Consider the following 26,566-nt stretch of genomic DNA (forward strand, 5'->3'; position numbering starts at 1 on the left):
AACAACATGGCTTGTAATAGTAATTTTATTGGTTAGTGCATTCTTATTATATAAAACAAGCTTTGGATTAAGATTAAGAGCTTGTGGTGAGCATCCGCAAGCGGCAGCAGCAGCTGGAGTAAGTGTATTTAAAATGAGATATATAGGAGTTATGGTATCAGGTGGATTATCAGCTTTAGGTGGAGCTATAATTTTGGTAACATACTCAGGAGAATTTAATGGAAATGTTGCAGGTCTTGGATTCCTAGCATTAGCAGCATTAATATTTGGACAATGGAAACCACTTGGAATATTAGGAGCAACATTCTTCTTTGGATTTGCTTCAACAATAGCTAACGTATCTCAAGCGATACCATCGTTAGCAGCAATACCAGGTGTATTATTAAAGATTTTCCCATATGTGGTAACTTTAATAGCATTAGTTTTATTCTCTAAATCATCACAAGCGCCAAAGGCATCTGGAGAACCATTTGATGCTGGTAAGAGATAATATATTAAAGGTAAAAAGTTAACAACTTTTTACCTTTTTTCTTTTTTATAATATATGTAACAAATTAGGATAATTATAAATCTTACTATATTAATGAAATAAAAAAACAATTTTTTTATAGATAAGTAAAATGTTATTTTGATTATTTATTATATATTAAATCTACAAATCATATAATTTAATAAGAATAAAAAGAGAGGATATAGTTTTGAAAACAATTTATAAGGAGGAGAGATAGAGAAAAAATAATTTTTTTATTTAGTTGGGAATTATATTATTATTTATAAGGAGGATGTCTTTTATGACAAATCAAGAGATTGCAAAGCAATTAATCGAATTAATTGGAGGAAAAGACAATATAAAATCAGTTAATAATTGTATGACACGTTGCAGATTAGAACTTGAAGATACTGAAATGGTGGATATAGCAAAAATTAAGAAATCTGAAGGGGCTTTAGGGGCAGTTATATCAAATGGACAAGTACAGGTCATATATGGACCAGGAAAGGCATCTAAGGTAGCGGAAGAAGTAAGGAAAATTGTTGGAATATCAATGTTAATTGGTGATGAGGCTGTGAAAGCTACAAAAGCTAATTTAAAGAGCAAAAATAATACACCTGTAAAAAATGCTTTAAGAAAATTAGGAAATATATTTATTCCTTTGATTCCTTTATTCGTGGCATGTGGACTTGTTCTAGCTGTAAATAATATATGCAATGTTCAATTTGGAGATTCATATAAGGCGACATCAGCAGGTCAAATTATAGGATTAATAGGAAACGGAGTGTTTTCAATATTATCTATACTAGTTGGAGTAAATGCAGCTAAAGAATTTGGTTCACAAATGCCAATGATGGGTGGAGTCTTAGGTGGAATACTATCATCCTCGGCTTTAGCTAATATAACTTTATTTGGAAAAGCTTTAACTCCAGGTAGAGGCGGAATTATTTCTGTTATATTAGTTGTATTATTATCTGTATTTATTGAAAAAGCTTGTAGAAAATTTGTTCCAGATGTATTAGATTTATTTATAACTCCTTTGATAACTTTGACATTATCTGTTTTAGCGGCATTATTTATTTTACAACCAGTAGGTGGATTTATTTCAGATGGAATTGGGTTCATAGTAGCTCAAACAATTTCTTCTGATAATACTATAGTTTCTGTTCTTTCAGGAGCAGTTTCAGGGGCATTATTCTTACCATTAGTTATGACAGGAATGCATCAAGCATTAACACCTATACATGCTGACTTAATAGCAAATGCAGGATATACAGTGCTATTACCTATACTTGCAACTGCTGGCATGGCACAGGTTGGTGCAACTATTGCTGTAGTGGTTAAAACTAAAAATCAAAGATTAAAGAAAACAGCTCAAAATGGATTGATTCCAGGATTTCTAGGAATAGGAGAACCTTTAATTTATGGTGTTACTTTACCTTTAGGTAAGCCGTTTTTAGGAGCGTGCTTAGGCGCTGGAGTTGGAGGGGCTGTAATGGCATTTTTAAAAGTTGGTTCTGTAGCAATAGGGGTTTCAGGTTTACCTTTAGCGTTATTAATAGCAGATGGGAAAATGCTAGTATTCTTAATAGGAGTATTAGTTTCTTATGTTGCGGGATATTTCTTTACAGCATTATTAGGTTTTGATGATCCTATAGATGAATAAATAAGTTTAGTCTTAAACTCATTCTAAATATATAAGTAGAATGAGTTTTTTTCTTGAAAATTATAACTAGTAATAGTAAAAAAATAGATTAATTAGTATAATGGATATATTAGCAATAAGCAAATTAAATAAGGGAGGAATTAAGATGAAAAAAGTCAAAATTGCTTTAATGGGGCTAGGCAATGTTGGACGTGGAGTTTGGATGATATTAAATTCAAACAAAGAAGAAATTATGAAAAGATCAGGCTATGAAGTAGATGTAGCAAAAATATTAGTTAGAGATTTGGAAAAAGATAGATATGTAGATGTACCTAAAGAACTTCTAACAACAGACTTTAATGAAATTATTAATGATGATTCAATTAAAATTGTAGTAGAAGTAATGGGAGGAATTGAACCAGCTAGAGAATATATACTAGAATCTATGAAAAGAAAAAAGCATATTGTTACTGCAAATAAAATGCTTTTAGCTACTGGTGAGGATGAACTTTTTGAAAAAGCTGATAGTGAAGGTGTTATGTTTAACTATGAAGCTAGTGTTGCAGGCGGAATTCCAATAATAAATGGGATAAATGAGAGTTTAACAGCTAATAAAGTAGAAAAGTTATATGGAGTAATAAATGGAACAACTAATTATATATTAACAAAGATGGAATTTGATAATTTAAGCTTTGATGAGGCTTTATATCAGGCTCAAGAAATGGGATATGCTGAAGCAGATCCAACTTCAGATATTGAAGGGTTTGATTCTCAATATAAATTAGCTATATTATCTTCTCTTGCTTTTGGAACTAAAATAAAAGTCGAAAATGTATATAGGGAAGGAATAACAAAGATTGAATCAATAGATATACAATACGCTAGAGAATTTAAAAAGGTAATAAAATTATTGGCTATAGTTAAAGAAAATGATGGAAGACTTGAACTAAGGGTGCATCCAACGATGATACCACAAAATCATCCATTAGCTAATGTTTATGATTCTTTTAATGCAGTTTTTATAAAAGGAAATGCTGTAGGAGATTTAATGTTTTATGGTAGAGGTGCTGGAGACTTACCAACAGGAAGTGCAGTGGTATCAGATATAGTGTCAATATTAAGAAGTAATATTGATATAGATAACCTAAATCCAGTAGTTAAAAATAATTTATGGGATAAAGAAATAGGTAGTATAAGAGATATAACAAGTAAATATTATATAAGACTAACAGTGGAAGATAGACCTGGTGTTCTTGGTGAAATTACTTCAGTCTTTGGTGGGATGAATGTCAGTTTACTTTCAGTTATACAAAAAGGAATAGATAATGATAATGAAAATAAGGTAACTTTAGTTTTAGTTACACATTATACTAAGGAAGAAAATATTATTGAATCTATAGATAGTATATGCAAGTTAAATTCTGTGTATAAGATTAATAATTTAATAAGAATAGAAGAGTTTAATTAATAATTATAGAATTTAGGAGAGAAAATATATTAGCTAATATGTTTTATAATCTCCTTTATTTTTTTATTTATAAATAGTTAATAATTACTTTTACATAATAAGTTGTATAGAGATAATTTAAGGATTATAATAGTAGAAAATAATAAAATAAGAGGTAAACATATGAGTAAGATAAAATCAATTAATAATGAGCAAGCTCAAAAATTAATTAAAGATAACAAAGAATTATTAATATTAGATGTAAGAAGGCCGAATGAGGTTAAAGAGTCAAAAATAACAAACTCTATAAATATACCTTTAGATGAATTAGAGTGGGAACTAGAGGAGATAGAAGAATATAAAGAAAAGGCTATTTTAGTTTATTGCAAGGTAGGGATGAGAAGTAGCGTTGCTTGTTCTATATTAGAAGAAGAAGGATTTAGTAATTTATATAATTTAAGAGGTGGAATTTTAGATTATACAGGTGAATTAGAGTAGTATAATAGCATTAATAATAATGATAGCATACATATTATCATAAAAAACAATAAGAAATTTTCATTTAAATTAAATACTTATATAAAAATGAATACTTATATGGTATAATATATAATGTAATTGTGAATAATTAATAATGTAAAAGCATTGACACAATAAAAAAAGAATGATAAAATGATAACATATTTAAGAAGAAACTGCCGTTTCTCACCTTACGGCTATGCTTAGTAGGGTAATATAGTTTTGTAATAATTGCTAGTTATTTTAACTAGTTTTTTATAAGTACTAGAGGGCGGCAAAATATGTCCTCTATTTTTGTTGTGTTTATATTTAAAATTTTGGAGGTGACCTGGTATAAGTAAGGATTTTACTTGTAATGAAAATATAAGAGTTAAGGAAGTTAGAGTGATTGATTCAGAAGGGAATCAATTAGGTGTACTTCAAACAAAAGAAGCTCAAAGAATTGCTGATGAGAAAGAATTAGATTTAGTTATGATTTCTCCAAATGCTAATCCACCAGTATGTAGAATAATGGATTTAGGTAAGTATATTTATGAGCAATCAAAGAAAGAAAAAGAAGCTAAGAAAAAGCAAAAGATAACTACTCTTAAAGAAATAAGATGTAGTCTTACTATTGAAGAAAATGATATTGCAATAAAAGCTAAAAATGCTAAAAAGTTTTTATTAGACGGGGATAAAGTTAAAATCACTGTTAGATTTAAAGGAAGAGAAGCACAATTAGGCCATATTGGACAAAAAATATTAGATAACTTTGTTTCTAAATTAGAAGACGTTTGTGTTGTTGAAAAGCCTGCTAAGCATGAAGGTAGAAATATGACAATGGTTTTAGGCCCTAAAAAAGCGTAACTTGAGAGGAGATAAGTATCATGCCAAAAATGAAAACCCACAGAGGTGCAGCAAAGAGATTTAAGAAAACTGGAACTGGGAAATTAAAAAGAGCTAAGGCTTTTAAGAGTCATATATTAACAAAGAAAAGTTCTAAGAGAAAGAGAAACTTAAGAAAAACTTCTTATGTTTCAACTACTCAAGAAAAAGCAATGAAGAAATTATTACCATACCTATAATATAGAGGTTTTTAGGAGGATTAAACATGGCTAGAGTTAAAAGAGCGGTAAATGCTCGTAAGAATCATAAAAAAGTATTAAAGCTTGCAAAAGGTTACTATGGTGGAAAAAGCAGATTATTCAAAACTGCTAATGAATCAGTAATAAGAGCTTTAAGAAATGCTTATGTTGGAAGAAGATTAAAGAAAAGAGATTTTAGAAGACTTTGGATAGCAAGAATTAATGCTGCTTCAAGAATGAATGGACTTTCATATTCAAGATTCATGAACGGACTTAAATTAGCTGGAATTGATATGAACAGAAAGATGTTATCAGAAATAGCTATAAACGATCCAAAAGCATTTGCAGATTTAGTAGAATTAGCAAAAAGCTCAATTAAGTAGTTTATACTATTAAAAACACCTTAAAATGAAAATTTTGAGGTTGTTTTTTTATTATAGTATAGATCTTTATAAATTTAAATAAATCAAAATAGAAAAATTAGTAATTATATAAAAGTAAATTTGCATTATAAAATCAAATGAGAAAGTATAATTAACAAAAATTGAAGATTAGTTATATAATAATTATAAGATTTACAAAGTTTTTAAAAAGAGGGGATCAAAATGAAAATGGGGTTGGTATTGTCTGGAGGAGGAGGAAAAGGAGCATATGAACTTGGGGTTTGGAAGGCATTAAAGGAACTTAAAATTGATAAGTACATAGAAGTATTTTCTGGTACATCAATTGGAGCTTTTAATGCAGTATTGTTTGCACAAAATAATATGAAAGATGCAGAAGCACTATGGGAGGAAGTAACTATAGATAAGCTTATTCCTATTAGTAAATTTGAATTATTTAAAAAAGGGATCGGGCTTATACTTGGTGGAAAAAATCTAAATATAGCAAAAAAGTATATGAGTCAAAAGATAGAAGAAGGTGCAGTTTCAAAAGATGGAGCTAAAGAAATAGTGAATAAGTATTTAGATATAAGCTTAATGAAAAAGAACGGCAAGATTTGTTACGCAGCCTGTACTGAATTAGCAGATTTTAAAGTTAAATATTTTAAAATAAATGATTTTAATGATGAAATAGGAAAAGAAATTGTGATAGCATCAGCATCGTTACCTCTAATATATGAGCCAAGTGAGTTGTTTGGATGTAAATATATAGATGGAGGTATAAGTGATAATACGCCTATACAGCCCGTATATGGGGAAGGATGTGATATTATAATTGTTGTGTTATTGTCAAGGGAAGCAAGAATTGATAGATCATTATATCCAAATGCAAAAATTATAGAAATATATCCAAGAAATTTAAATGAAAGTGTTATAAATGGAACTTTAAATTTAGATGAAGCAGCAAAAAGAAATAGAATAAAAGAAGGATATGAAAATACGATTGCACTTTTGGAGCCTATAATGGAAATGGCGGAGTTTAAGAGTAAAATAGAAGAGGAGAAAAATTTTCCAAAGCTATTTAAACTATATAGTTTTCTAAAAAGCCTATGTAAATCTAATTAAGATGATAATATTAATATAAGTGATAACTAAAAAAACTGAGATTATAACTCTCAGTTTTTTTAGTACATTAAATTTGGATATTTACTATGGTATTCATATGCTAGTCCTTCATATACAAATTCTTTATGGTTTATATCTAATAAATCACTTGGTTTTGTAAGACCAGGAATTTTATCAGAGTCATAAATATTACTTTTAATTAGAAGATGTGATATGAATTCAGAACAAAAATAATGATTATCTCTTTTAATAGGTTTTTGAAGAGCAACACCTATTAATCCTAATAAACTATATTTATATTTTTTTTGTTCTTTTAAGAAGCTCTCTAATTCTTTTTTTAATAGATTATATTGGTTATTATCTACACTAATTTTATAAATAACACATCTACTATTTTGAAATCTTTTATAAACACCATCCTGTAAGTTTTCTTCAACTAAGCCTCCTATAAAAGGAATTAGAGGGAAAACCCTTCCAAATGAATACATTTTTTTAAATGAATTATCAAAGCTCAAGGAAACATGTACATATGGATCTTTTGTATAAAAATTAATACATCTAGCAAGTAGTGTTCCAGTATTTGAAAACACTAAATAAATATCTTTATTTTTCATTTTGTAAAATCATCCCCCGAATAAATAAATATAAAATAATAAGTAAAATAAAAACATAAAATAAATACATTAAATAAATTATATAGTATAAAACTTAATTTATCCTTAAGAAAACCTAAAAATATATAAATTTTATTAAAATTATTAATAAATAATAAACTTGAAATTAAAAAAATGTTAATAAAATTGAAAGATAGCAATTATGATACGATAAATATAAATAATTTCTAGTAAAATAATATAAACTAGAAATATATTTAAGGATAAGTTATTATAATTTACAAATGGGATTTTTACAATAGGTATTTAATACGAGAGGTGATTATTTGAAAAAGAATGCAATGCAAAGAGAGTTTAAGAAGCTAAAATCACAAATTAATCAAATAGAGGAAATAGCACATAACTCAAAAGTAGGTGCTTTAATTGAACAAGAATCTTCTTTAAGAAAAAAGATAAGACAACTTAAGGATATGGAAAATGAAGGCTTTAAGGATTTTTCAAGTATAAATGAAAGATATGAGGAACTTTTAGAGTATATATCTAAAAGATTATTAGATGATTACAATAAAAAGAATAATACAGATTTTGACTTTTATCAAGTAATAAGAGGGAATTATAATAGCTTCATAAATTCAGGATTCATGTCTGTATTAACAAGGCAGCATATTCCTAAGTTAATTTCTAAGGAATTTGAAGAAAACTTTCCAGATAACCCTAAAGATGAATATAGATTAGCAAGAAATATTAATAGAAAGATATATATACATTTAGGTGAAACAAATACTGGGAAAACTTATACAGCAATGGAAAGATTAAAAGTAGCAAAAAATGGAGTTTATTTATCTCCTCTTAGAATTCTTGCATTAGAGAACTATGAAAAATTAAATAATAGTGGAGTTATATGCAATTTGCTAACTGGAGAGGAAGAAATATTAAAAGAAGGGGCTACGCATACATCTTGTACAATAGAAAAGGCAGATTTAAAAAAAGAATATGATATAGCCATAATAGATGAAATTCAAATGATAGACGATTCACAAAGAGGGGCTGCTTGGACAAGAGCTTTGCTTGGACTTAGATGCAATGAAATTCATATTTGTGGTGCATTAAATGCAAAAAGAGTAGTAGAAAAGATAATAGAAGATTGTAATGATGATTATGAATTTAAAGAATATAAGAGGAGTATTCCATTAGAAGTCCAAGAAAGTAATTTTAATTATAACTATGCAGAAGAAGGAGATGCAATAGTAGTATTTTCTAAGAAGAAAGTATTACAAATAGCAGAGCAGTATTCTGATATGGGAATAAAAGCTAGTATAATCTATGGAGATTTACCTCCAGAAGTAAGAAGAAAACAATATGATATGTTTATTAATAAAGAAAATAAAGTTCTTATAACAACAGATGCTATAGGAATGGGCGTGAATTTACCTATAAAAAGAATAGTATTCTTAGATATACAAAAATTTGATGGTGAGGAAATTAGATATCTTACTTCACAAGAAGTAAAGCAAGTTGCTGGTAGAGCAGGAAGAAAAGGAATTTATGAAGTTGGTTATGTTGCTACTGTAAGAGATAATCAAAAGTTTATAAAAGAAAAGCTTGAAGAGAAAGATAAAATAATAAAGGCAGCAGTTTTAGGTCCATCAGATGCTATTTTAAATATTAAAAATCTGCCATTAAATGAAAAATTGGCTTTATGGGCAACAAGGGAAGACTCAATAGATTATTATAGAAAAATGGATATAAATGAATATTTAATTATATTAGATAGTATTAAAAAATATAAATTAAAAGAAAAAATACAATGGGAGTTATTAAAAATACCATTTGATATATCAAAAGATGAGCTTATGAATACATTCTTAGATTATGTTGAGGAATTATTTGTACTGAAGAATAAAGTAATAAGTAGACCTCAATGTTTTAAGGGAAACTTAGATGAACTCGAATGCTATTACCAAAGGATAAATATGTATTATTCATTTTGTAAAGTGTTTAATTTGGAATTTGATTTTAAATGGATTCATGATGAAAGACTTAAGGTAAGTGAAGATATTAATGAAATATTGATAAGAATTTAAGAGAAAAGAAGATAGGTGAAAAATTAAAATTCAACTATCTTCTTTTTATTTTTAAAATTAGGTTACTATCTTATTTCTCTTTAATAATAAATATGAAGATAATAAAAGACAAATCAATTCTGAAATTAAAGTAGCAATCCATATTCCAGTATCACCAAAATAAAATGATAACGAAAATAAAGCTAAAGAAATAAAAATAAGTCCTCTAGATATAGATATTATAGTTGCTTTAAAAGCTTCTTCTATAGAAGCAAAATATCCAGAAACTAATACATTAAATCCAAGAACTAAAAAAGAACTAGAAAATAAACGAAAGGCTGAAATTGAATATGTAAATAAAGGTGATGAGGAATCTTTTATAAATATATAAACAATTTCTTTAGCAAAAACTATACAAATTATAAATATTGCAATTGATGATATAGAAACAGCTTTTAGGCCCATTTTTATTAACTTTTTTATTGTTTTAAATTCTTCTTTTCCATAATAATAACTACATAATGGTTGCATTCCTTGAGTTATTGCTATCATAGTCATTATTACTAAAGTACCTACATAACAAATTATGCTATATGTAACGATACCGCTTTCTCCTATATATATCAATATAGTTTGATTAAAAAGAAGTATAACAATTCCAGAAGTAAGCTCTGTTATTGCATCTGGAAATCCAATAGATAATATTCTTTTTAAGTATTTTACTTTGAACTCAAATTTAGTTAAAGTGAGTTTAGATTTTTTACTCATAAAATGTGATAAAAAGAATATAAAAGATACTCCTTGAGAAATAATAGTTGCATAAGCAGCACCCTTAATCCCAAAATCTAAGACAATAACAAATAGAAAATCTAGAATTATATTAGTAAGGGCAGAAATAATCATACCTACTATTGCAAGATAAGGATATCCATCAGCTTTTGTTAATACTTCTAAGCAATAGGAAATGATGAAAAATCCATTAAAACTTATAATTATTTTTAAATAATCTTTTACTAGATAAAAAGTATTTTCAGTAGCTCCAAGAAATAATGATATTCTATCTATATTTAATAAGCATAATAAAGTTATTAGTAGTGATATAGTTAACATACAAAATAAATTAAATGAAAAAATTTCATTAGCTTTTTTTATGTTATTTTTTCCAATATAAATAGAAATTATAGTAGAAGCTCCAGTTGAAAATAACATAGATATTGCAAATATAAAGTTTACAAAAGGCATTGCTATATTTACTGCTGCAAGAGCAGTTTCTCCAACACCTCTACTAACAAAAATACCATCTATCATTGTATATAATGAAAATATCCACATTGCGGTAACTGAGGGGACTAAATATTTAAAAAATTGTTTTTTTAAAGATAGATTGCTATCCATTCGACTCTCCTTTGTTATCTAATTGTGATATAATATATAAACTAACATAAAGATTATATCTTTAATTAAATAATATTACAAATTACTAGTATTTAATTAGAATTAGTCTTAGAATAACTTAGATAGGTAAAATAAAAGTTTTAGATTTGAAAGGAAGATACAAATGGAATATAAATTTAAATTTGATGAAAAAGAATATATCTTAGGAGAAGATAATTTAGAATACTTTGCTAATGATGAAAATGAGGAATTAGAAGGTATTGATGGTGAAAAAATATTAGAGTTACTTTCAAATAGTGATGAAGTAGAGTTTCAAAATGCATATTATGAAAGTTGTTGTAGTAATTGCAAAGCTGGAAAGGAAGAAAAAAAGAAGGTTTTTGACTTTTTAGAGTTCTATTTTTATGCGTATGGAAAAAATAATAAATTTATTACAAGTAGTATCGATAATGAATACGACAAAAAATCTTTCACTAGATTAAATAGAGAAAGAATAGTTGATAAAAGTTACTTAGTTACAGTTATAGTTTGTAAAAATTGTGGAACATATTCTATAGAAATAGAAGAATTTGAACTTTAATATATAAAGTATAATATTTGATGTATTAAATTTTATTTAGGGTATAAAATACTTTTGAAAGGATGTGTTTTATATGACAAAGAATGAAAAAGATATAAATCCTTTGCAAAAAGGTACAAGAAGACAAAAGTTACATAAAAATCAAGATAATGTAGGTAATGATGAAAATAGAGCTGAATATACAGATTTCAATGGTAAGCCAATAAAATAGTTCGGTTTTAAGATAGGTAAGATTAATTTTACCTATCTTTTTGTTTTCTAGGAATTATAAAAATTTATTATGTAGATAACTTTCTATAATTTCTTTACTCCAGTTATTAAGTGTATATATAAGTTTATACTGATATTATGTAAGCAGCGTATTAGTAAATTATAAAATACTTAAAATTAAATTTAAATTGGAAGTTTAATGGGAATAAGATGTGGTAAATATGATAATATATAGTTGAATAATACTAGGTTATTAGTTAGAGGTAAAAAGTATAATTAAAAGTATTTTTATAAGATGATGTTTAATTAAAAATGATTGAAGGGAGAAAATTATGATTAAGAAAATGGATTTAATAATAGGAATATTAATAGTTATATATTCTATAAGTATAAATTTAATCTTTGGGAAGATCAGTTTTAGTGAAGTATTTTTAGGAATTGGAATTACTTTAATTATTTATCACTTCATAAAAGAAAAAATGAAAGAATTTATTAATAATAAAAAAAGTATTGAAGGAATGTTTAATGTTATAAAGTGTTTTATAGCAATAATATTATTGATTTTTATAATAGTAGAAAGTGCAATAATTATATTCCCTAAAAATAATAAAAATTATTCAGATTACGTTATAGTTCTTGGAGCTGGGGTTAAAGGAGAAAAGCCTAGCCTTACATTGATGCAAAGATTAGATAAAACTATTGAGTATGTTAATAATCAAGAAAAAGAATCTAAAATAATAGTTTCTGGGGGACAAGGGAGAGGCGAAGATATATCAGAAGCACAGGCAATGAAAAAATACTTGGTGAATAATGGTATAAAAGAAGAATTAATAATAATGGAAAATAAGTCTACAAGTACAAATGAAAATTTAATATTTTCAAAAGCAATAATAGAAAGTTATACAAAAAGTGATATAGGAGATATAAATATAAAGATAATAACATCAGATTTTCATGCATTTAGAAGTAACATGATAGCCAAAAAGCTAGGATATAGGAATATAACCTTCTATACAAATAGTACCCTTCCAGCTTTAATTCCTGTTATGTATTCTAGGGAATTTTTAGCTGTAATAAAGTCATACTTGATAGATATAAAAAAATAAATTTTGTAAAAATTTCTAGAGGTAAATTTCAGTTTTTGTAGAATAGTAGAGGTAGAATATTAATAAGATTCTTTGATTAATTTTTATATCACCTTTAATCAAATATTAATAAAACATAAAGAGTTAGGCTTAAGGGGGAAATGTTAATGGCTAAAGTTGTAGAATGCTCAATAATAATTAAAGATGATTTTAACAATGTATTTATTGTTCAAAGAAAGACTAAAAAAAATGAACCAAAATTTTGGTATAGTGTTGGTAAAAAAGTAAGAGGAAAAGAATCAGAAGAAAAATGTATTTCACGAGCTGTAAAAGAAGATTTAAAATCTATAATATTTAACTTAGAAAGAATAGGTGAAGTGTTAAATAAAGAACGTGATGAAATATGTGCTGTTTATAAAGGAGAACTTAAAGAAAGAGTAACATATGGAAATGATATAGTTGATGGTAAATGGTTAAGTGCAAAGGAAATTGATGAATGTGATTTAGCACAAGGAGAAAAAGAAAAAATTTTAATGTATATTAATAGATAGAATTATTAGAGAAGTGAGCTATGTTAATTAACATAGCTCTTTATTAATATAAAGAAAATTGTAACTTTAGTATTATATAAAAATTAGAGCTATTGACATCATAAAGTTAAATAATTATCATATAAATAGAAAGGTGAGTATTAATTCATTTGTTTAGAGAAAATCTTTATTCATATGTTTAAATATTCATTTAAAATAATTAGTTATTATCTAACAAAAAAGAGAAATCTGATTTGAAAGAGAATAGTAAATAGTATATTAATAATAAAAATTATAAAATTAAGTTGTAAACTTAGTTAATTTTGTAATGCTTTTAATTACTGTAATTTTTATTATTAATATAAGAAGCCTATTTTCTTTGAATTTAAGAAAATAGGCTCTTTTTAATATTTAAGAAAATATAAAAATATGATTATACAATGTTTAAGTATCTCAATCTTAAAAAAGTATAGTGATTGATAATGTAAAGATATATATGGAAAAATAAATTAATGTCAATTTGAGATGATAATTTTACAGAATCATAAAAAAATGGGGGATAAGATATGAAGATTGGTGTAATAAGTGCAATTTTAGAGGAGCCAAGTAAGTGTAATTCTGAATTTAATGAGGTTGTTGCAAGTTTCAGAGGAAATATTAAGGGAAGGATGGGAATACCATTAGAAGATGGCATATCAATTATATCTATAGTTGTTACAGGTGATTTAAATGAAATTAATAGCTTAACAGGAAAGTTAGGCAATATTGAAGGAGTAACAGTAAAAACAGCAATTAGTAAAAAAGAGATGTAATAAGAAAAATAATTTACAAGTACATAGCTAAACATAAATTTATTGCAAATAATGTTATAAATATCATTTGGAGGATTGTATATGCAGGTTAAAAGTATTATAGACAAGCTTTATGAGTCTAACAATGCTAGTGGAGAGGAGTTATTATTTTTATTAGATAACTTAAATGAAGATGATAAGATTTATCTAGTTCAAAAAGCACATGAAACTAGAATGAAAACTTATGGAGATAAAGTTTATATGAGGGGACTTATTGAGTTTACAAACTTTTGTAAAAAAGATTGTATATATTGCGGCATAAGAAGAAGTAATAAAGATGCTGATAGATATAGACTTACAATGGAAGATATTATGGAATGCGTGGACATTGGAGATAGGCTTGGATATAAGACTTATGTACTTCAAGGTGGAGAAGATGATTATTTTACCGATGAAAGAATGGTAGAAATAATAAAAATGATAAAAAGTAAATATCCAAACAATGCTATAACATTGTCTTTAGGTGAAAGAAGTTATGATTCATATAAAAAAATGTATGAAGCAGGAGCAGATAGGTATTTATTAAGGCATGAAACAGCTACTAAAGAGCTATATGAAAAACTTCATCCAGGAGCTAGCTTTGAAGAAAGAAGGCAATGTTTAAGAAATTTAAAGGAAATAGGATATCAAATAGGGGCAGGTTTTATGGTTGAGCTTCCAAAACAAACAAATAAGGATTTAGTTAATGATTTATTATTTGTTAAGGAGCTAGAACCACATATGTGTGGAATTGGGCCATTTATACCGCATAAAGATACCCCACTAAAGAATGAAAAGGCAGGAACTGTTGAGAAAACTACTACAATGTTAGCTTTAATAAGATTATTACTACCAAATGTATTATTACCTTCTACTACAGCTCTTGGAAGTATTGATCCTACAGGAAGAGAAAAGGGAATTAAAGCAGGAGGAAATGTAGTTATGCCAAATCTCTCTCCAACAAGTGTCAGAGAAAAGTATTCACTTTATGATGGAAAAATATGTACTGGAGATGAGGCGGCAGAATGTAGAAATTGTATAGAGGGGAGGATAAATAAAGCTGGATTTAAGGTTGAGGTAACAAGAGGAGATAATATGGCATGGAGAAAAGAAAATGCTCATAAATTTACTGAGGTTATTGATAAGAGAATCCAATCAGAAAATATACAAATAATTAAATTGAATAAATAATTTATAGATTATAGGGGTGTTTTATATGTTTATTGATCATGAGTATATTGAAAGAATTTTAGAAGAAGCCAAAGGAGCCACAAGTAAGGATATAAAGGCTGTTTTAGAAAAGGCTAAAAAAAGAGATGGATTATCTTATGAAGATATAGCAGTTCTTCTTCAAGTAGAAGATAAGGAAGATTTAAAAGAAATATACAAATTAGCAGGGGAAATTAAAGATTCAATTTATGGTAAAAGAGTAGTAATTTTTGCGCCATTATATGTTAGTGATTATTGCGTGAATAATTGCGTTTATTGTGGATATAAAAGAAGCAATAGCTTTGGAAGAAGAAAGCTAAGTATGCGAGAAGTAGCTGAAGAAGTTAGAATACTAGAAAAAATGGGACATAAGAGACTTGCATTAGAGCTTGGAGAAGATCCAGTTAATGCTCCAATAGATTATGTATTAGAATGTTTAGATACTATTTATAAAACTCAAAATGATAATGGAGAAATAAGAAGAGTTAATGTTAATATTGCTGCAACAACTGTAGAAGAATATAAAAGATTAAAAGAAGCTAAAATAGGTACTTATATATTATTCCAAGAAACATACTATAAACCAAGCTATGATAAAATGCATCCAAAGTCATTAAAGGGAGATTATAATTATCATTTAACTGCATTTGATAGAGCTATGGAAGCTGGAATAGATGATGTTGGTGCTGGAGTTTTATTTGGACTTTCTGATCCTAAGTTTGAAGTAATAGGACTTATGATGCATAATAGACACTTAGAAGAAAAATATGGAGTTGGATTCCATACAATTTCAATGCCAAGGTTAAAACCAGCTTCAGGAGTAACTCTACAAGAGTTTCCTAATTTAGTTGATGACGAAATGTTTAAAAAGTTAGTTGCAATTATAAGAATAGCAGTACCATTTACAGGTATTATAATGTCAACAAGAGAAACAGCAGAAATGAGAAGAGAGTTATTAAGATATGGTGTTTCTCAAATCAGTGCAGGTTCAAGTACTGGAGTTGGAGGATATAAGGAAAGAGAAGAAGGAAAAGAAGCTCTTCAATTTAAAACATCAGATGATAGAACTCCATTAGAAGTAATAAAATCAGTTTTAGATGATGGATATATACCAAGCTATTGTACAGCATGTTATAGAAGAGGAAGAACTGGAGAAAGATTTATGAAGCTTGCAAAGAGTGGTGAAATTCAAAATGTATGTGAACCTAATGCAATGACTACTCTTTTAGAATTTGCAATAGATTATGGTGATAAGGAAATATTAGAAAAGGCAGAAACTGTTATAAAGACTGAAAGAAAAAGAATAAAGAGAGATGATATTAAAGAGCTTTTAGATAAAAACTTAGAGAGACTTAGAGCTGGAGAAAGAGATTTATATCTATAGGAGGATAACTGTATGAATTCAACACCAAATGCTAATAGAAAGCATATAGCTGTTTTTGGAAAGACTAATGCAGGAAAGTCATCTTTAATAAATAGATTTTTAGGACAAGAAGTTTCACTTGTATCTGAAAAAGAAGGAACAACTACAGATCCAGTTCAAAAAGCAATGGAGCTTATACCCGTTGGACCAGTTTTAATTATAGATACAGCTGGATTTGGTGATAAAAGTGAGCTTGGAGAAGTAAGGGTTAAAAGAACTTTAGATATACTTAAAAGAACAGATGTTGCAATTTATCTTTTTGATATAAATGACATTGATTTAGAAGAATTTAAAGAAGCTAAAAGGAATTTTAAAAAATATAATATACCTTATGTAGTTGTTATAAATAAATCTGATAGTGTTAATGAAAATATTTTAGAAGAATTACAAATTAAATTTAAGGATTCAATATTTTTATCTTCAAATACAGGGGAAGGAATTGAATTATTAAAAGAAAAGCTTATAGAAATTTTAAAAGAAGAAGAGGAAGAACTACCAATAGTAGGAGATTTACTTCCTTATAATAGTAAGGTTATATTGGTTGTACCAATAGATTCAGAAGCACCTAAAGGAAGAATAATTTTACCTCAAGTACAATGTATAAGAGATTGCTTAGATCATGGAATTAAGAGCTACGTTGTTAGAGATACAGAGCTTGAAAGTGCACTTGAAGAATTAGAAGGTGTAGATTTAGTAATAACAGATTCTCAAGCATTTAAAGAGGTAGATAGAATTGTTCCTAAAAATATAAAGCTTACAAGTTTTTCAATGTTATTTGCAAGACAAAAGGGAGACTTTGAAGAGTTTATAAAAGGAGCCTTAAAGATTAAAGATTTAAATAAAGACTCAAGAGTTTTAATTGCAGAAAGCTGCACTCACAATGTTTCACATGAGGATATTGGGAGAGTTAAGATTCCTAAACTTTTAAATAAATATGTTGGGGCTGATTTAACATATGATCATAGTATTTTCCATGACTTCCCTGAAGATATAGATAAATATGATTTGATTATTCATTGTGGAGCATGTATGATAAATAGAAAAACTGTGATTAATAGAGTAAAGCAATGTAAAGAAAAAAATGTTCCAATAACTAATTATGGCATTGTATTAGCATATTTAAATGGTATATTGGAAAGAAGTTTATCTTTATTTAATACTAAAAAAGGTGATATAATTTAAAAGTTAAAATTAACAAAGGAAAAAGGGGATATGATCATGAAAGAGTTAGTTATAGAAGCAAATAGATGTTATATGTGTAAAAATCCAAGATGCCAAGTAAATTGTCCAATAGATACACCTGTACCGGAAATAATAGGACTATTTAAAGAGGGACAAATAGCAAAAGCAGGAGAAATACTATTTAAGAATAACCCCTTATCTTTAGTATGTTCTATAGTTTGTCCTCATGAGGATCAATGTAAGGGGAACTGTATAAGGGGAATTAAGGATGAACCAGTAAGTTTTTGTGATATTGAAAGACACATATCAAAATACTATTTAGAGAATATAAGACTTGAAAAAGAAAATGATTTAGATGAAAGAGTAGCAATAGTTGGAGGCGGACCTGCTGGTATAACAATTGCATTTATATTAGCACAAAAGGGATATAAAGTAACTATATTTGACTCACATGATAAAATTGGTGGAGTATTAAGATATGGTATTCCAGAATTTAGATTGCCAAAGAGTATTATAGATCATTATGAAGAGAGATTAATTGAACTAGGGGTTAAAATAAGACCAAATACATTAGTTGGACCTGTATTAACTTTAGACAAGCTTTTTTATGATGGATATAAAGCTATATTTATAGGTACTGGAGTATGGAACCCTAAAACTTTAGATATAAAGGGTGAAAGTTTAGGTAATGTTCATTATGCAATTGACTATTTAAAATCACCTAATGTTTATAATTTAGGAAATAAAGTATGTGTAATTGGAGCTGGAGATGTTGCAATGGATGCAGCAAGAACAGCAAAGAGAAATGGAGCTAATGAAGTATATATACTATATAGAAAAGGTATGGAAAATGTACCTGCTACAAAAGCTGAATTAGAAGGAGCAATTTCAGATGGTATTAAATTTGAATTATTTAAGTCTCCTTTAGAATTAACAGAAGATGGAGTAAAATATATAGAAACAGAAAATGTCATAAGCGAGGATGGAAGAATAAGTACTGTAACTATTGAAGGTAAAGAAGGATTATTTGAATGTGACTCAATAATAATTGCTGTAAGTCAATCGCCTAAAAATAATATTGTTTCAAACACAATAGGGCTTGAAACAAACAAGTGGGGACTTTTGTTAACTGATGAAGTTGGACATACAACAAGAGATGGAGTTTTTGCATCAGGAGATGTAGTTACTGGAGCTAAAACTGTAGTTAGGGCAGCATCACATGCTAAGATAGTTGCAGAGGAAATAGAAAAGTATATATTAAAAAATAGACAATAGATATGGAAAGTTAGATTAGAGGTTATAGAGATATAATCTCTAATTTTTTGTAAATATTAAAGAACCATTTACAATATAAATTTTCTAATACTTCAATATTTAAGAGCTACTTAATTTTATGTTATAAATATAGTTAAATTATTGTTATAAAAGAAAAGAAAATATTTAATTCTCTGAATTTTAATATATAATATAGTTATGAAAAGGATTTAAAAGTGAGGCGGAGGATTTTATGGGAGCAATGGTAGAATTATTAAATGAAGTATGTAAAGAAGCTAATCTAAAAATAAGATTGTTAGATGTTAATAATAATGAAATATATGACAATTTACCTGCAACAGAATCTAAGGTTATGAGAAAAATATCTGTAAATAGTAAAGCATATAAAATTATACTAGAGCAAGATGATATTAAAATAATACCTATAGTTGAATATGTATTAAATAAATGTATAAAAAGGGAAAATATAATACAGGAATTATTAGAAGGAAGAAAACAATGGGATGTTTTAAATGAATCCTTAATAACAAAATCAAATAAAATGTTATTAATAGAAACCAATAAGGAAGATGAAGTTTTAGAAATAGTTAGAGATACATATATAGATAATGATATATATGTTGGAGAGATATATGACAGAATAATAGTTATAGGAAATTTAGAAGATGAGAAAGATCATGCTTTTTCATTAAAAGAAACAGTAATACAAGATTTGGGGGTAAATGCAAAAATAAGTATAAGTGATTTAGATTATACTTTTGATGGATTTAAAAAGGCTTATAATGGAGCTGTACAAGCCCTTGAGATAGGTAGAAAATTTAAAATTAAGCCTGAAATATACTATCTTAAAGATATGTATTTAGAAAAAGCCATATTCAATTTATCAAGTGAATATTCAAATGAGTTAAAAGAAGAGTATAAGGATATATTTAAAGGCTTTAATCATGAATTAATACAAACTTTAGAGGAGATATTGAAATGTGATTTATCATTAACAAAAGCTGCTAAAAATTTATATATTCATAGAAATACACTAATGTATAGAATTGAAAAGATTAAAAAAGAAACAGGATTTGATATACGTAACTTTAAGGAAGCTACTTTCCTTTATATTTTATATATGAATAGTAAAATAAATTGATTAAATAAAGTTTATTAATAGAAATAATTTTAAAATTAAAAAGGAACCATAATAAGTATTAAAATATCTTGTTAAGGTTCCTTTTTATGATTATTTATAATATTTACATGTAGATAAATAAGCCTAAAAATCCTGTTAATGCTATAATTGTTAATGGATTAAATTTATATTTTCTAAGTAAAAATAATGAAATAGAAAAGACAATAACAGCAATTATATTAATATTATCTAGATTTCCACTTAGAGTAGTTCTTCCTAAAAATGCAATTAAAATTATAGAAGAAGCAGATGATGCAATAAGACCTATGGAAGTTGAACGTAGGCCTTTTAAAATATTTGCAATTTCTTCAATATCATTATGTTTTTTAAAAAAGTTAAATAAGAAAATAGAAATAATTACGCCAGTAATTACGCAGGCAAAGGTAGCTATTATTGCTCCAATAATTCCTGCTACTCTTAGGCCAACAAAAGTTGAAGCATTAATTGATAATGGGCCTGGTGTCATTTGAGATATAGTAATAATATCAGTAAATTCTTGAATAGTAAGCCAACCATATTTATTTACCATTTGATCTTGAATTAGAGGCATTATAGCATAGCCACCACCAATGCTAAAAGAACCTATTTGCCAAAAGCTTAAAAATAAAGTAATAAGGATATTAATCATTTCTAATTCCTCCTAACTTTTTCTTCTTAACATATACTTGAGTAAGGCTAACTATTACTCCCAAAATAATAATAGCTAATACATTTATATTAAAGAAGAAGCTAGCGATAAATGATAAAGGAACTAAAAGGGATAATAATAAATTTTTTTCTTTAAACACATCTCCACTCATATCAATAACTAGGTCTACAATTGTAGCTGCAACACCGGCTTCCATTCCTTTAAGAACTGCAGAAATAATCATATTACTTCTGAATGCTTCGTAGAAGAAAGATATAACAGATAATATTAATAAAGGAGGTAAAACTGTACCTATACATGTTATAATAGCTCCTTTTATACCTAAAAGATTATAGCCTATTAATGAAGATAAATTAACAGCAATAGCACCTGGATTCGATTGAGCTATTGCTGCCATATCTAGTAGTTCCTCATTATTTATCAGCTTCATATCTTCAACTAAATATTTTCTTAATAAGGGAATAATTACATATCCTCCACCAAAACTAAAGCAACTTACTAAAAATGTCACCTTAAAAAGTGAAAAATATAGCTTAAAACTTTTAATTTTCATGCCATGCACTCCTTATGATTTACTCTTATGCTTATAAGTATATAGCATGGACATAGGATAAGTATAATAGTATAATTTTATATAATATATAAACATTTAGTAATGAATTAGGAGGGGAAAATGAAGATTAGGCATTTACGTATTTTTAAAACAGTATGTGAAGAGGAAAGTGTCACTAAAGCATCTGAAAAGTTATTTATGACACAGCCAGCAGTTTCCCATGCTATAAGTGAGTTAGAGGATTATTTAGGAGTATCTTTATTTGATAGAATTTCAAGAAAAGTTTATTTAAATGAGACAGGTAAATTATTTCTTATAAAGGTTACAAAGCTATTAGACTTATATGATGATTTAGATAAAAATATTAAAGAATTAGAAGATAATGCTGTTATTAAGATAGGATCTTGTATAACTATTGCAAATTTTATTTTGCCTACTATAATAGGGAAATTTCAAGGCGTTTGTAAATCTACTCCAACAAAAATTATAGTCGATAATGCTAGAAGTATTGAAAATATGCTATGTAAGAATGAAATTGATTTAGGGTTAATAGAGGGAGTTGTTTATAATGAAGAACTTGAAAGAATACCTTTTTCTTATTATGAATTAGTAGTAGCTTGTTCTAATAAACATAAATTTGCAAAAGAAAAGTCTATAACGTTAAGTGAGTTAGTAAAAGAAAAGTTACTATTAAGAGAAAAGGGAAGTTCTATTAGAGATATTTTTGATAGTGCCATGCTATTACATGATATAAGAGTAAATCCTAGTTGGACAAGTGTTAATTCTCAAGTTTTAATAGAAGCTGCAAAAGAAAATTTAGGGATAACAGTATTACCTAGGGTATTAGTTGAAAATGAAATTAATTTAGGAAACCTTGTTGAAACTAAAGTTAATGAGCTTAATTTATCTAATATAAATCATATTGTTTTTTATAAAGGAAAAGTACAAACTAATAGTTTTAAAGAATTAATAAATATAATAAAAAATATAGTTTAGTTAATTAAATATAGGTGCATAATGAATCTTTCTTCATATGATAAATATATATTAAGTGGATATTTTAGTTTGGAGTGATTTATATATTTAATATGATATGGAGAGAAGAAAAATATAGTATTGATGCAATAATAGATTCTATAGGAAAAATTGATAATAAAGTGCGAATATGCGATTTTTTTGATAATGTTACGTTAAAAAGACCTGATGCTATTAAACTTATTATTTTTACAATAGAAGGAGAACCTATATTTAGAACTATAATTTATAATGGAAATTTTATAAAATTAATTGATGATTCAACTAAAACTAGTTTAAAAAGTTATAACGAATATACGGGAAATAGATATTTAAAAGAAGCTCAAGGAGAAATGATAGCATATAATTTATATCAAGATGAAGAATTTATAAGAAAGATGTTTTCTTATAGAAGTTAAAATAGTCTATAGACTTGTCCTTCAAAAAAGTCTATAGACTATTTTTGTAATTTATTATTTACAATTTTAAAAAATATTAATAAGCATTATCTATAAATTTAAATTTACTTACATCAAATAATCCTTTATCAGTTATTTTTAGTTCTGGAATAACTGGGAGTGATAAGAAGGATAGAGTTAAAAATGGGTTGAAGTTGATATCTGGAGCAACTTCTTTAATAGCTAAGTGAAGTTTTTCAAGATCATCAACAACTTCTTGCGATTTTCTTGAGGTTATTAATCCTGCAATTTCTAGTTGAATTGATGCTAATACCTTTTTATCTTTAACAACTATAATTCCACCATTTATTTTTTTTAGTTCTTCCACTGCAAATAATATTTCTTCATCAGATGTTCCACATGTTATTAAATTATGAGAATCATGAGCAACAGTTGTAGCAATTGCTCCAAATTTCAAATTGAGTCCTTTTATTACTCCAAGACCAATATTACCAGTATTTTTATGTCTTTCAATTACAGCTATCTTTAATAAATCTAAACTTGTATCTGCTTGAAAGACTTTTGCATTATTTAAAGTGCTTATATCAACTTTTATATGATTACTTTCAAGTTTATTTGGATTAATTTCAATTACATTAAGTATTGATTTTCCGTCTATATCTATTTCTAAATCTTTGCAAGTAATTTTTCTTGTATTGATGTTGTTTAATTTAGGGAATTCATATTGTGTATCAGATGTATTATATACTACTCTATTTTCTTCTACTACTAATGTTCCATTTTTATAAACTGAATTAATTTTGAAATTAGATAAATCATCTAGTATTAAAAAGTCAGCTATATATCCTGGCGCAATGGCTCCTTTGTATTTTAGGTTATAGCATTCTGAAGGATTTAATGTACACATTTGAATAGCTGTTTCAGGGGATAGACCATAAGAAATAGCCATTTTTATAGAACTGTCAATACTTCCGTTTTTTATTAAATCATCAATATGCTTATCATCTGTGCAAAAACAAAGTCTTCTACTATTAGAAATCGAAGCAGCTTTTATTAATTCCTTTAGGTTTTTTGCAACAGATCCTTCTCTAATGTGAACATACATGCCTCTTCGTAGTCGTTGAACAACTTCTTCAGCTAAATGCGATTCATGATCAGCAACTATATTGGCTGTTGAATAAACATTAAGCATATCATTTGTAAAGCCTGCACAATGACCATCAATTATGAAACCATTTGATTTTGCATCCCAAAGTTTATTAATCATATCATCAGAACAATTTATAACTTCAGGAAAACTCATAACTTCTGCAAGTCCTAACACATTAGGCTCTTTATATAATGGGTGTAAATCTGCACTTCCTAATACAGCTCCAGAAGTTTCAAAAGAAGTAGCCGGAACGCACGAAGGAAGCATGAAGTAAAAATCAAATGGTGTATCTTTAGCAAGGTCCATGATAAGTTTAATACCTTTATCTCCTAGTACATTAGCAATTTCATGAGGGTCAATAACTATAGATGTGATTCCATGTAATAATGCAGCTTTATAGTATTCTTTTGGAGTTACCAGTGAAGATTCAATATGAGCATGGGCATCTATAAGGCTAGGACAAATAAATTTACCAGTACCATTAATTTCTACTGTCCCGTTATAATTACCAAAACCAACAATGACTCCGTTTTTAATAGCTACATTATCTATAAAAGAACTGTTTTGAAATACGTCAACAATAGTTATATTATTAATAACTAAGTCACATATTTCGGCTTTACTTGAAGCCTTAATTTGAGATATAAAATCTTTTTTATTCATAAATCCACCTCTGAGTATATTTAAATATAATAATAAACAACATCATCTGGATTATAACTTCTTAGTTATACTATTTACGGTAGTATAGTAGAGACGCCAGAACCATATTATCAAGCTTATAGGAAGGTTATTTTTATATATTATATGCAATACAAGACAAGCTGTCAAAGGGAAATATGTATAATAATATAAAATTATTTATCTATAAATAAAGAACTAATGAACTTTTAAACTATTGTATTTTATGATTTAATATTTTTATAAGGAGGGGGTATATTTGCCAATAAAAATTCCAGTACAGCTTCCAGCATACAATGTTCTATCTAATGAAAATATATTTGTAATGAATATTGAAAGAGCAGAAACACAAGATATAAGACCTTTAAAAATAGCAATTTTAAATTTAATGCCAATAAAGATTCAGGCTGAAAATCAATTGCTTAGATATTTATCTAATACTCCAATTCAAGTAGAAATAACATTGATACAAACCAAAACATATACTTCTCAAAATACACCAATAGAGCATTTAGAAAAGTTTTATAATTATTTTGAGGAAGTAAAAGACAAAAAGTTTGATGGGTTAATAATAACTGGGGCACCTGTTGAAACTATGGAATTTGAGGATGTATCATATTGGAATGAACTAAAAGAAATAATGGAGTGGAGCAAAGTAAATGTTTTTTCTACATTACACATATGTTGGGGAGCTCAAGCAGCACTATATTATCACTACAATATAAATAAAAAGCCTTTAGAAAAGAAAATATTTGGAGTATTTTCTCACGAGGTGAATAAGATTAATGAGGATTTAACAAGAGGGTTAGACGATATTTTTTATGCACCACATTCAAGGCATACTACTACATTAAAGAAAGATATAAATAAGGTTAAAGAATTAGAAATATTAGCAGAGTCAGAAGAAGCTGGTGTATTCATAATTGCGACAAAAGATAAAAGACAAATATTTATTACTGGTCATTTAGAATATGATAGAGATACATTAAAGAATGAGTATTTAAGAGATTACAATAAAGGAATTAAAATAGAGATTCCCAAAAATTATTTTCCAAAAGATGATGTAAAAGAAATTCCTACCGTAAGATGGAGAGGAAGTGCAAACATAGTTTTTAGTAATTGGTTAAATTATTGTGTATATCAAAATACTCCATTTAAATTAGAAAATATAAAGTAATTATTGTTACTAAATATAAAATAAGTTTTGCTTTTATGAGTTAAGTGCATGTTAATTCATAAAGGCACTTTTTTTATACAAAATAATATAATGATTTTAGAAAGGCATATATACGGAGGATTTTATGAAAGATAGGGCAATTATATTTGGATCTTCAGATAACTTTCTAATATATTTTGTAAAATATCTTATATTAAATAATATAGAAGTTTATTTAATACTTAGGAAGAACGAAGAAATTCCTATTATAAACGATATAGAAAAAGATGTAACAGTAATAAGATTTGATGGAAATATAGAGCACTTAAAATTACTATTAAAATCTATAGAACCTAAGGTAATATATAATTTATATGAGTTAAAGAGAGAGGATAAATATGAAATAACCGATCTTGTAAATATTAATTATATAAATGTTATTTTAATTTTAGAGGCTCTTACAACAGCAAGAAATGTAAAATTCATTAATTTAGTAAGCAAAGGTAAAATTGATGAAGAAGAGAATTCATTAGATTTATATTCTGCTGTTCAGAAATCCTTAGAAAGTATTATTTTATTCTATAAAAATATATACTCAATAGATTCGTCCATTGTATTTAAAACTGGAGATATAAACTTAGATTTAGGAAAACTCTATAGTTTGTAAAATAATAAAGCTATTATGCTTTTTAAGCATA

At 26.9% G+C, this 26,566-nt stretch carries 27 protein-coding genes, 1 pseudogene and 1 riboswitch; of the genes and pseudogenes, 23 read left to right on the forward strand and 5 right to left on the reverse strand.

Features of this window, described 5'->3' with window-relative positions; genetic code table 11:
• The 8 genes and pseudogenes from CSBG_RS05620 to CSBG_RS05655 all read left to right on the forward strand — a co-directional run.
• Positions 1-490, forward strand: a pseudogene (locus CSBG_RS05620) (ABC transporter permease); the annotation flags it as partial.
• Between the two features lie 301 nt (positions 491-791).
• The gene (locus CSBG_RS05625; RefSeq protein ID WP_008677816.1) at positions 792-2,156 is read left to right on the forward strand and encodes a PTS transporter subunit EIIC; all 1,365 of its coding nucleotides are present in this window, start codon (positions 792-794) and stop codon (positions 2,154-2,156) included.
• Between the two features lie 145 nt (positions 2,157-2,301).
• Positions 2,302-3,603: a homoserine dehydrogenase gene (locus CSBG_RS05630; RefSeq protein WP_008677818.1), complete on the forward strand. Its 1,302-nt coding sequence runs from the start codon at positions 2,302-2,304 to the stop codon at positions 3,601-3,603.
• A gap of 162 nt (positions 3,604-3,765) precedes the next feature.
• Positions 3,766-4,080: a rhodanese-like domain-containing protein gene (locus CSBG_RS05635; protein WP_008677821.1), complete on the forward strand. Its 315-nt coding sequence runs from the start codon at positions 3,766-3,768 to the stop codon at positions 4,078-4,080.
• Positions 4,081-4,434: 354 nt separating this feature from the next.
• Entirely contained in the window at positions 4,435-4,947 is a 513-nt protein-coding gene (gene infC, locus CSBG_RS05640; protein ID WP_035285074.1) for a translation initiation factor IF-3, read from the forward strand.
• A 20-nt stretch (positions 4,948-4,967) separates the two neighbouring features.
• Positions 4,968-5,165 carry a 50S ribosomal protein L35 gene (gene rpmI, locus CSBG_RS05645; RefSeq protein ID WP_008677823.1) on the forward strand — a complete coding sequence of 66 codons (198 nt, stop codon included), beginning with the start codon at positions 4,968-4,970 and terminating at the stop codon, positions 5,163-5,165.
• Positions 5,166-5,191: 26 nt separating this feature from the next.
• The gene (rplT, locus tag CSBG_RS05650; RefSeq protein WP_008677824.1) at positions 5,192-5,548 is read left to right on the forward strand and encodes a 50S ribosomal protein L20; all 357 of its coding nucleotides are present in this window, start codon (positions 5,192-5,194) and stop codon (positions 5,546-5,548) included.
• A gap of 222 nt (positions 5,549-5,770) precedes the next feature.
• Entirely contained in the window at positions 5,771-6,670 is a 900-nt protein-coding gene (locus CSBG_RS05655) for a patatin-like phospholipase family protein (protein WP_008677825.1), read from the forward strand.
• A 59-nt stretch (positions 6,671-6,729) separates the two neighbouring features.
• Here CSBG_RS05655 and CSBG_RS05660 read toward each other — a convergent pair whose 3' ends face one another.
• Positions 6,730-7,284: a hypothetical protein gene (locus tag CSBG_RS05660; RefSeq protein WP_008677826.1), complete on the reverse strand. Its 555-nt coding sequence runs from the start codon at positions 7,282-7,284 to the stop codon at positions 6,730-6,732.
• 326 nt (positions 7,285-7,610) lie between these two features.
• Here CSBG_RS05660 and CSBG_RS05665 point away from each other — a divergent pair, with 326 nt between their 5' ends.
• Entirely contained in the window at positions 7,611-9,368 is a 1,758-nt protein-coding gene (locus CSBG_RS05665) for a helicase-related protein (RefSeq protein ID WP_008677827.1), read from the forward strand.
• A gap of 57 nt (positions 9,369-9,425) precedes the next feature.
• Here the strand turns inward: CSBG_RS05665 and CSBG_RS05670 are convergent, their stop codons facing one another.
• A complete protein-coding gene (locus CSBG_RS05670) occupies positions 9,426-10,742 on the reverse strand; it encodes an MATE family efflux transporter (protein WP_008677828.1) in 1,317 nt (438 codons plus the stop codon).
• 163 nt (positions 10,743-10,905) lie between these two features.
• Here CSBG_RS05670 and CSBG_RS05675 point away from each other — a divergent pair, with 163 nt between their 5' ends.
• The 10 genes from CSBG_RS05675 (at position 10,906) to CSBG_RS05715 (ending at position 20,207) form a co-directional block, all read left to right on the forward strand.
• Positions 10,906-11,322, forward strand: coding sequence for a DUF3785 family protein (locus CSBG_RS05675; protein WP_008677829.1), 417 nt, complete (start codon positions 10,906-10,908; stop codon positions 11,320-11,322).
• A 73-nt stretch (positions 11,323-11,395) separates the two neighbouring features.
• The gene (locus CSBG_RS18485) at positions 11,396-11,533 is read left to right on the forward strand and encodes a clostri-philic family protein (protein WP_008677831.1); all 138 of its coding nucleotides are present in this window, start codon (positions 11,396-11,398) and stop codon (positions 11,531-11,533) included.
• 331 nt (positions 11,534-11,864) lie between these two features.
• On the forward strand, positions 11,865-12,638 hold the full coding sequence (locus CSBG_RS05680; RefSeq protein ID WP_008677833.1) for a YdcF family protein: 774 nt from the start codon (positions 11,865-11,867) through the stop codon (positions 12,636-12,638).
• A gap of 146 nt (positions 12,639-12,784) precedes the next feature.
• Positions 12,785-13,168 (forward strand): NUDIX domain-containing protein, encoded by a 384-nt coding sequence (locus CSBG_RS05685; RefSeq protein ID WP_008677836.1) that lies wholly within the window; start codon positions 12,785-12,787, stop codon positions 13,166-13,168.
• 545 nt (positions 13,169-13,713) lie between these two features.
• Positions 13,714-13,959 carry a TM1266 family iron-only hydrogenase system putative regulator gene (locus CSBG_RS05690; RefSeq protein ID WP_008677839.1) on the forward strand — a complete coding sequence of 82 codons (246 nt, stop codon included), beginning with the start codon at positions 13,714-13,716 and terminating at the stop codon, positions 13,957-13,959.
• Positions 13,960-14,040: 81 nt separating this feature from the next.
• Positions 14,041-15,168, forward strand: a complete 1,128-nt coding sequence (hydE, locus tag CSBG_RS05695) for a [FeFe] hydrogenase H-cluster radical SAM maturase HydE (protein ID WP_008677841.1) — start codon at positions 14,041-14,043, stop codon at positions 15,166-15,168.
• A gap of 25 nt (positions 15,169-15,193) precedes the next feature.
• Complete coding sequence (gene hydG / locus CSBG_RS05700) at positions 15,194-16,570, forward strand: [FeFe] hydrogenase H-cluster radical SAM maturase HydG (RefSeq protein ID WP_008677843.1); 1,377 nt, start codon at positions 15,194-15,196, stop codon at positions 16,568-16,570.
• Between the two features lie 12 nt (positions 16,571-16,582).
• Complete coding sequence (gene hydF, locus CSBG_RS05705) at positions 16,583-17,791, forward strand: [FeFe] hydrogenase H-cluster maturation GTPase HydF (RefSeq protein ID WP_008677846.1); 1,209 nt, start codon at positions 16,583-16,585, stop codon at positions 17,789-17,791.
• Between the two features lie 36 nt (positions 17,792-17,827).
• Positions 17,828-19,066: an NAD(P)-dependent oxidoreductase gene (locus CSBG_RS05710; protein ID WP_111928634.1), complete on the forward strand. Its 1,239-nt coding sequence runs from the start codon at positions 17,828-17,830 to the stop codon at positions 19,064-19,066.
• A gap of 232 nt (positions 19,067-19,298) precedes the next feature.
• Positions 19,299-20,207, forward strand: coding sequence for a helix-turn-helix domain-containing protein (locus tag CSBG_RS05715; RefSeq protein ID WP_008677849.1), 909 nt, complete (start codon positions 19,299-19,301; stop codon positions 20,205-20,207).
• 103 nt (positions 20,208-20,310) lie between these two features.
• On the opposite strand, the gene CSBG_RS05720 is transcribed toward CSBG_RS05715, so the two are convergent.
• On the reverse strand, positions 20,311-20,874 hold the full coding sequence (locus tag CSBG_RS05720; protein ID WP_008677851.1) for a chromate transporter: 564 nt from the start codon (positions 20,872-20,874) through the stop codon (positions 20,311-20,313).
• Positions 20,867-21,448, reverse strand: a complete 582-nt coding sequence (locus tag CSBG_RS05725) for a chromate transporter (protein ID WP_008677853.1) — start codon at positions 21,446-21,448, stop codon at positions 20,867-20,869. The genes CSBG_RS05720 and CSBG_RS05725 overlap by 8 nt, the downstream gene beginning before the upstream one ends.
• 120 nt (positions 21,449-21,568) lie before the next feature.
• On the opposite strand from CSBG_RS05725, the gene CSBG_RS05730 reads away from it, so the two are divergent.
• Positions 21,569-22,444, forward strand: a complete 876-nt coding sequence (locus CSBG_RS05730; protein WP_008677856.1) for a LysR family transcriptional regulator — start codon at positions 21,569-21,571, stop codon at positions 22,442-22,444.
• 92 nt (positions 22,445-22,536) lie between these two features.
• Complete coding sequence (locus CSBG_RS05735) at positions 22,537-22,881, forward strand: DUF4362 domain-containing protein (protein WP_008677857.1); 345 nt, start codon at positions 22,537-22,539, stop codon at positions 22,879-22,881.
• Between the two features lie 76 nt (positions 22,882-22,957).
• Here CSBG_RS05735 and ade read toward each other — a convergent pair whose 3' ends face one another.
• Positions 22,958-24,694 (reverse strand): adenine deaminase, encoded by a 1,737-nt coding sequence (ade, locus tag CSBG_RS05740; RefSeq protein ID WP_008677858.1) that lies wholly within the window; start codon positions 24,692-24,694, stop codon positions 22,958-22,960.
• Between the two features lie 42 nt (positions 24,695-24,736).
• Positions 24,737-24,838, reverse strand: a riboswitch (purine riboswitch).
• A gap of 133 nt (positions 24,839-24,971) precedes the next feature.
• On the opposite strand from ade, the gene metA reads away from it, so the two are divergent.
• Together metA and CSBG_RS05750 are read left to right on the forward strand one after the other, a co-directional pair.
• On the forward strand, positions 24,972-25,889 hold the full coding sequence (gene metA / locus CSBG_RS05745) for a homoserine O-succinyltransferase (RefSeq protein WP_008677859.1): 918 nt from the start codon (positions 24,972-24,974) through the stop codon (positions 25,887-25,889).
• A 124-nt stretch (positions 25,890-26,013) separates the two neighbouring features.
• The gene (locus CSBG_RS05750; protein WP_008677860.1) at positions 26,014-26,535 is read left to right on the forward strand and encodes a hypothetical protein; all 522 of its coding nucleotides are present in this window, start codon (positions 26,014-26,016) and stop codon (positions 26,533-26,535) included.
• The last annotated feature ends 31 nt before the right edge of the window (positions 26,536-26,566 follow it).

The sequence above is a fragment of the Clostridium sp. 7_2_43FAA genome (assembly GCF_000158375.2).
GTDB lineage: Bacteria > Bacillota > Clostridia > Clostridiales > Clostridiaceae > Clostridium > Clostridium tertium.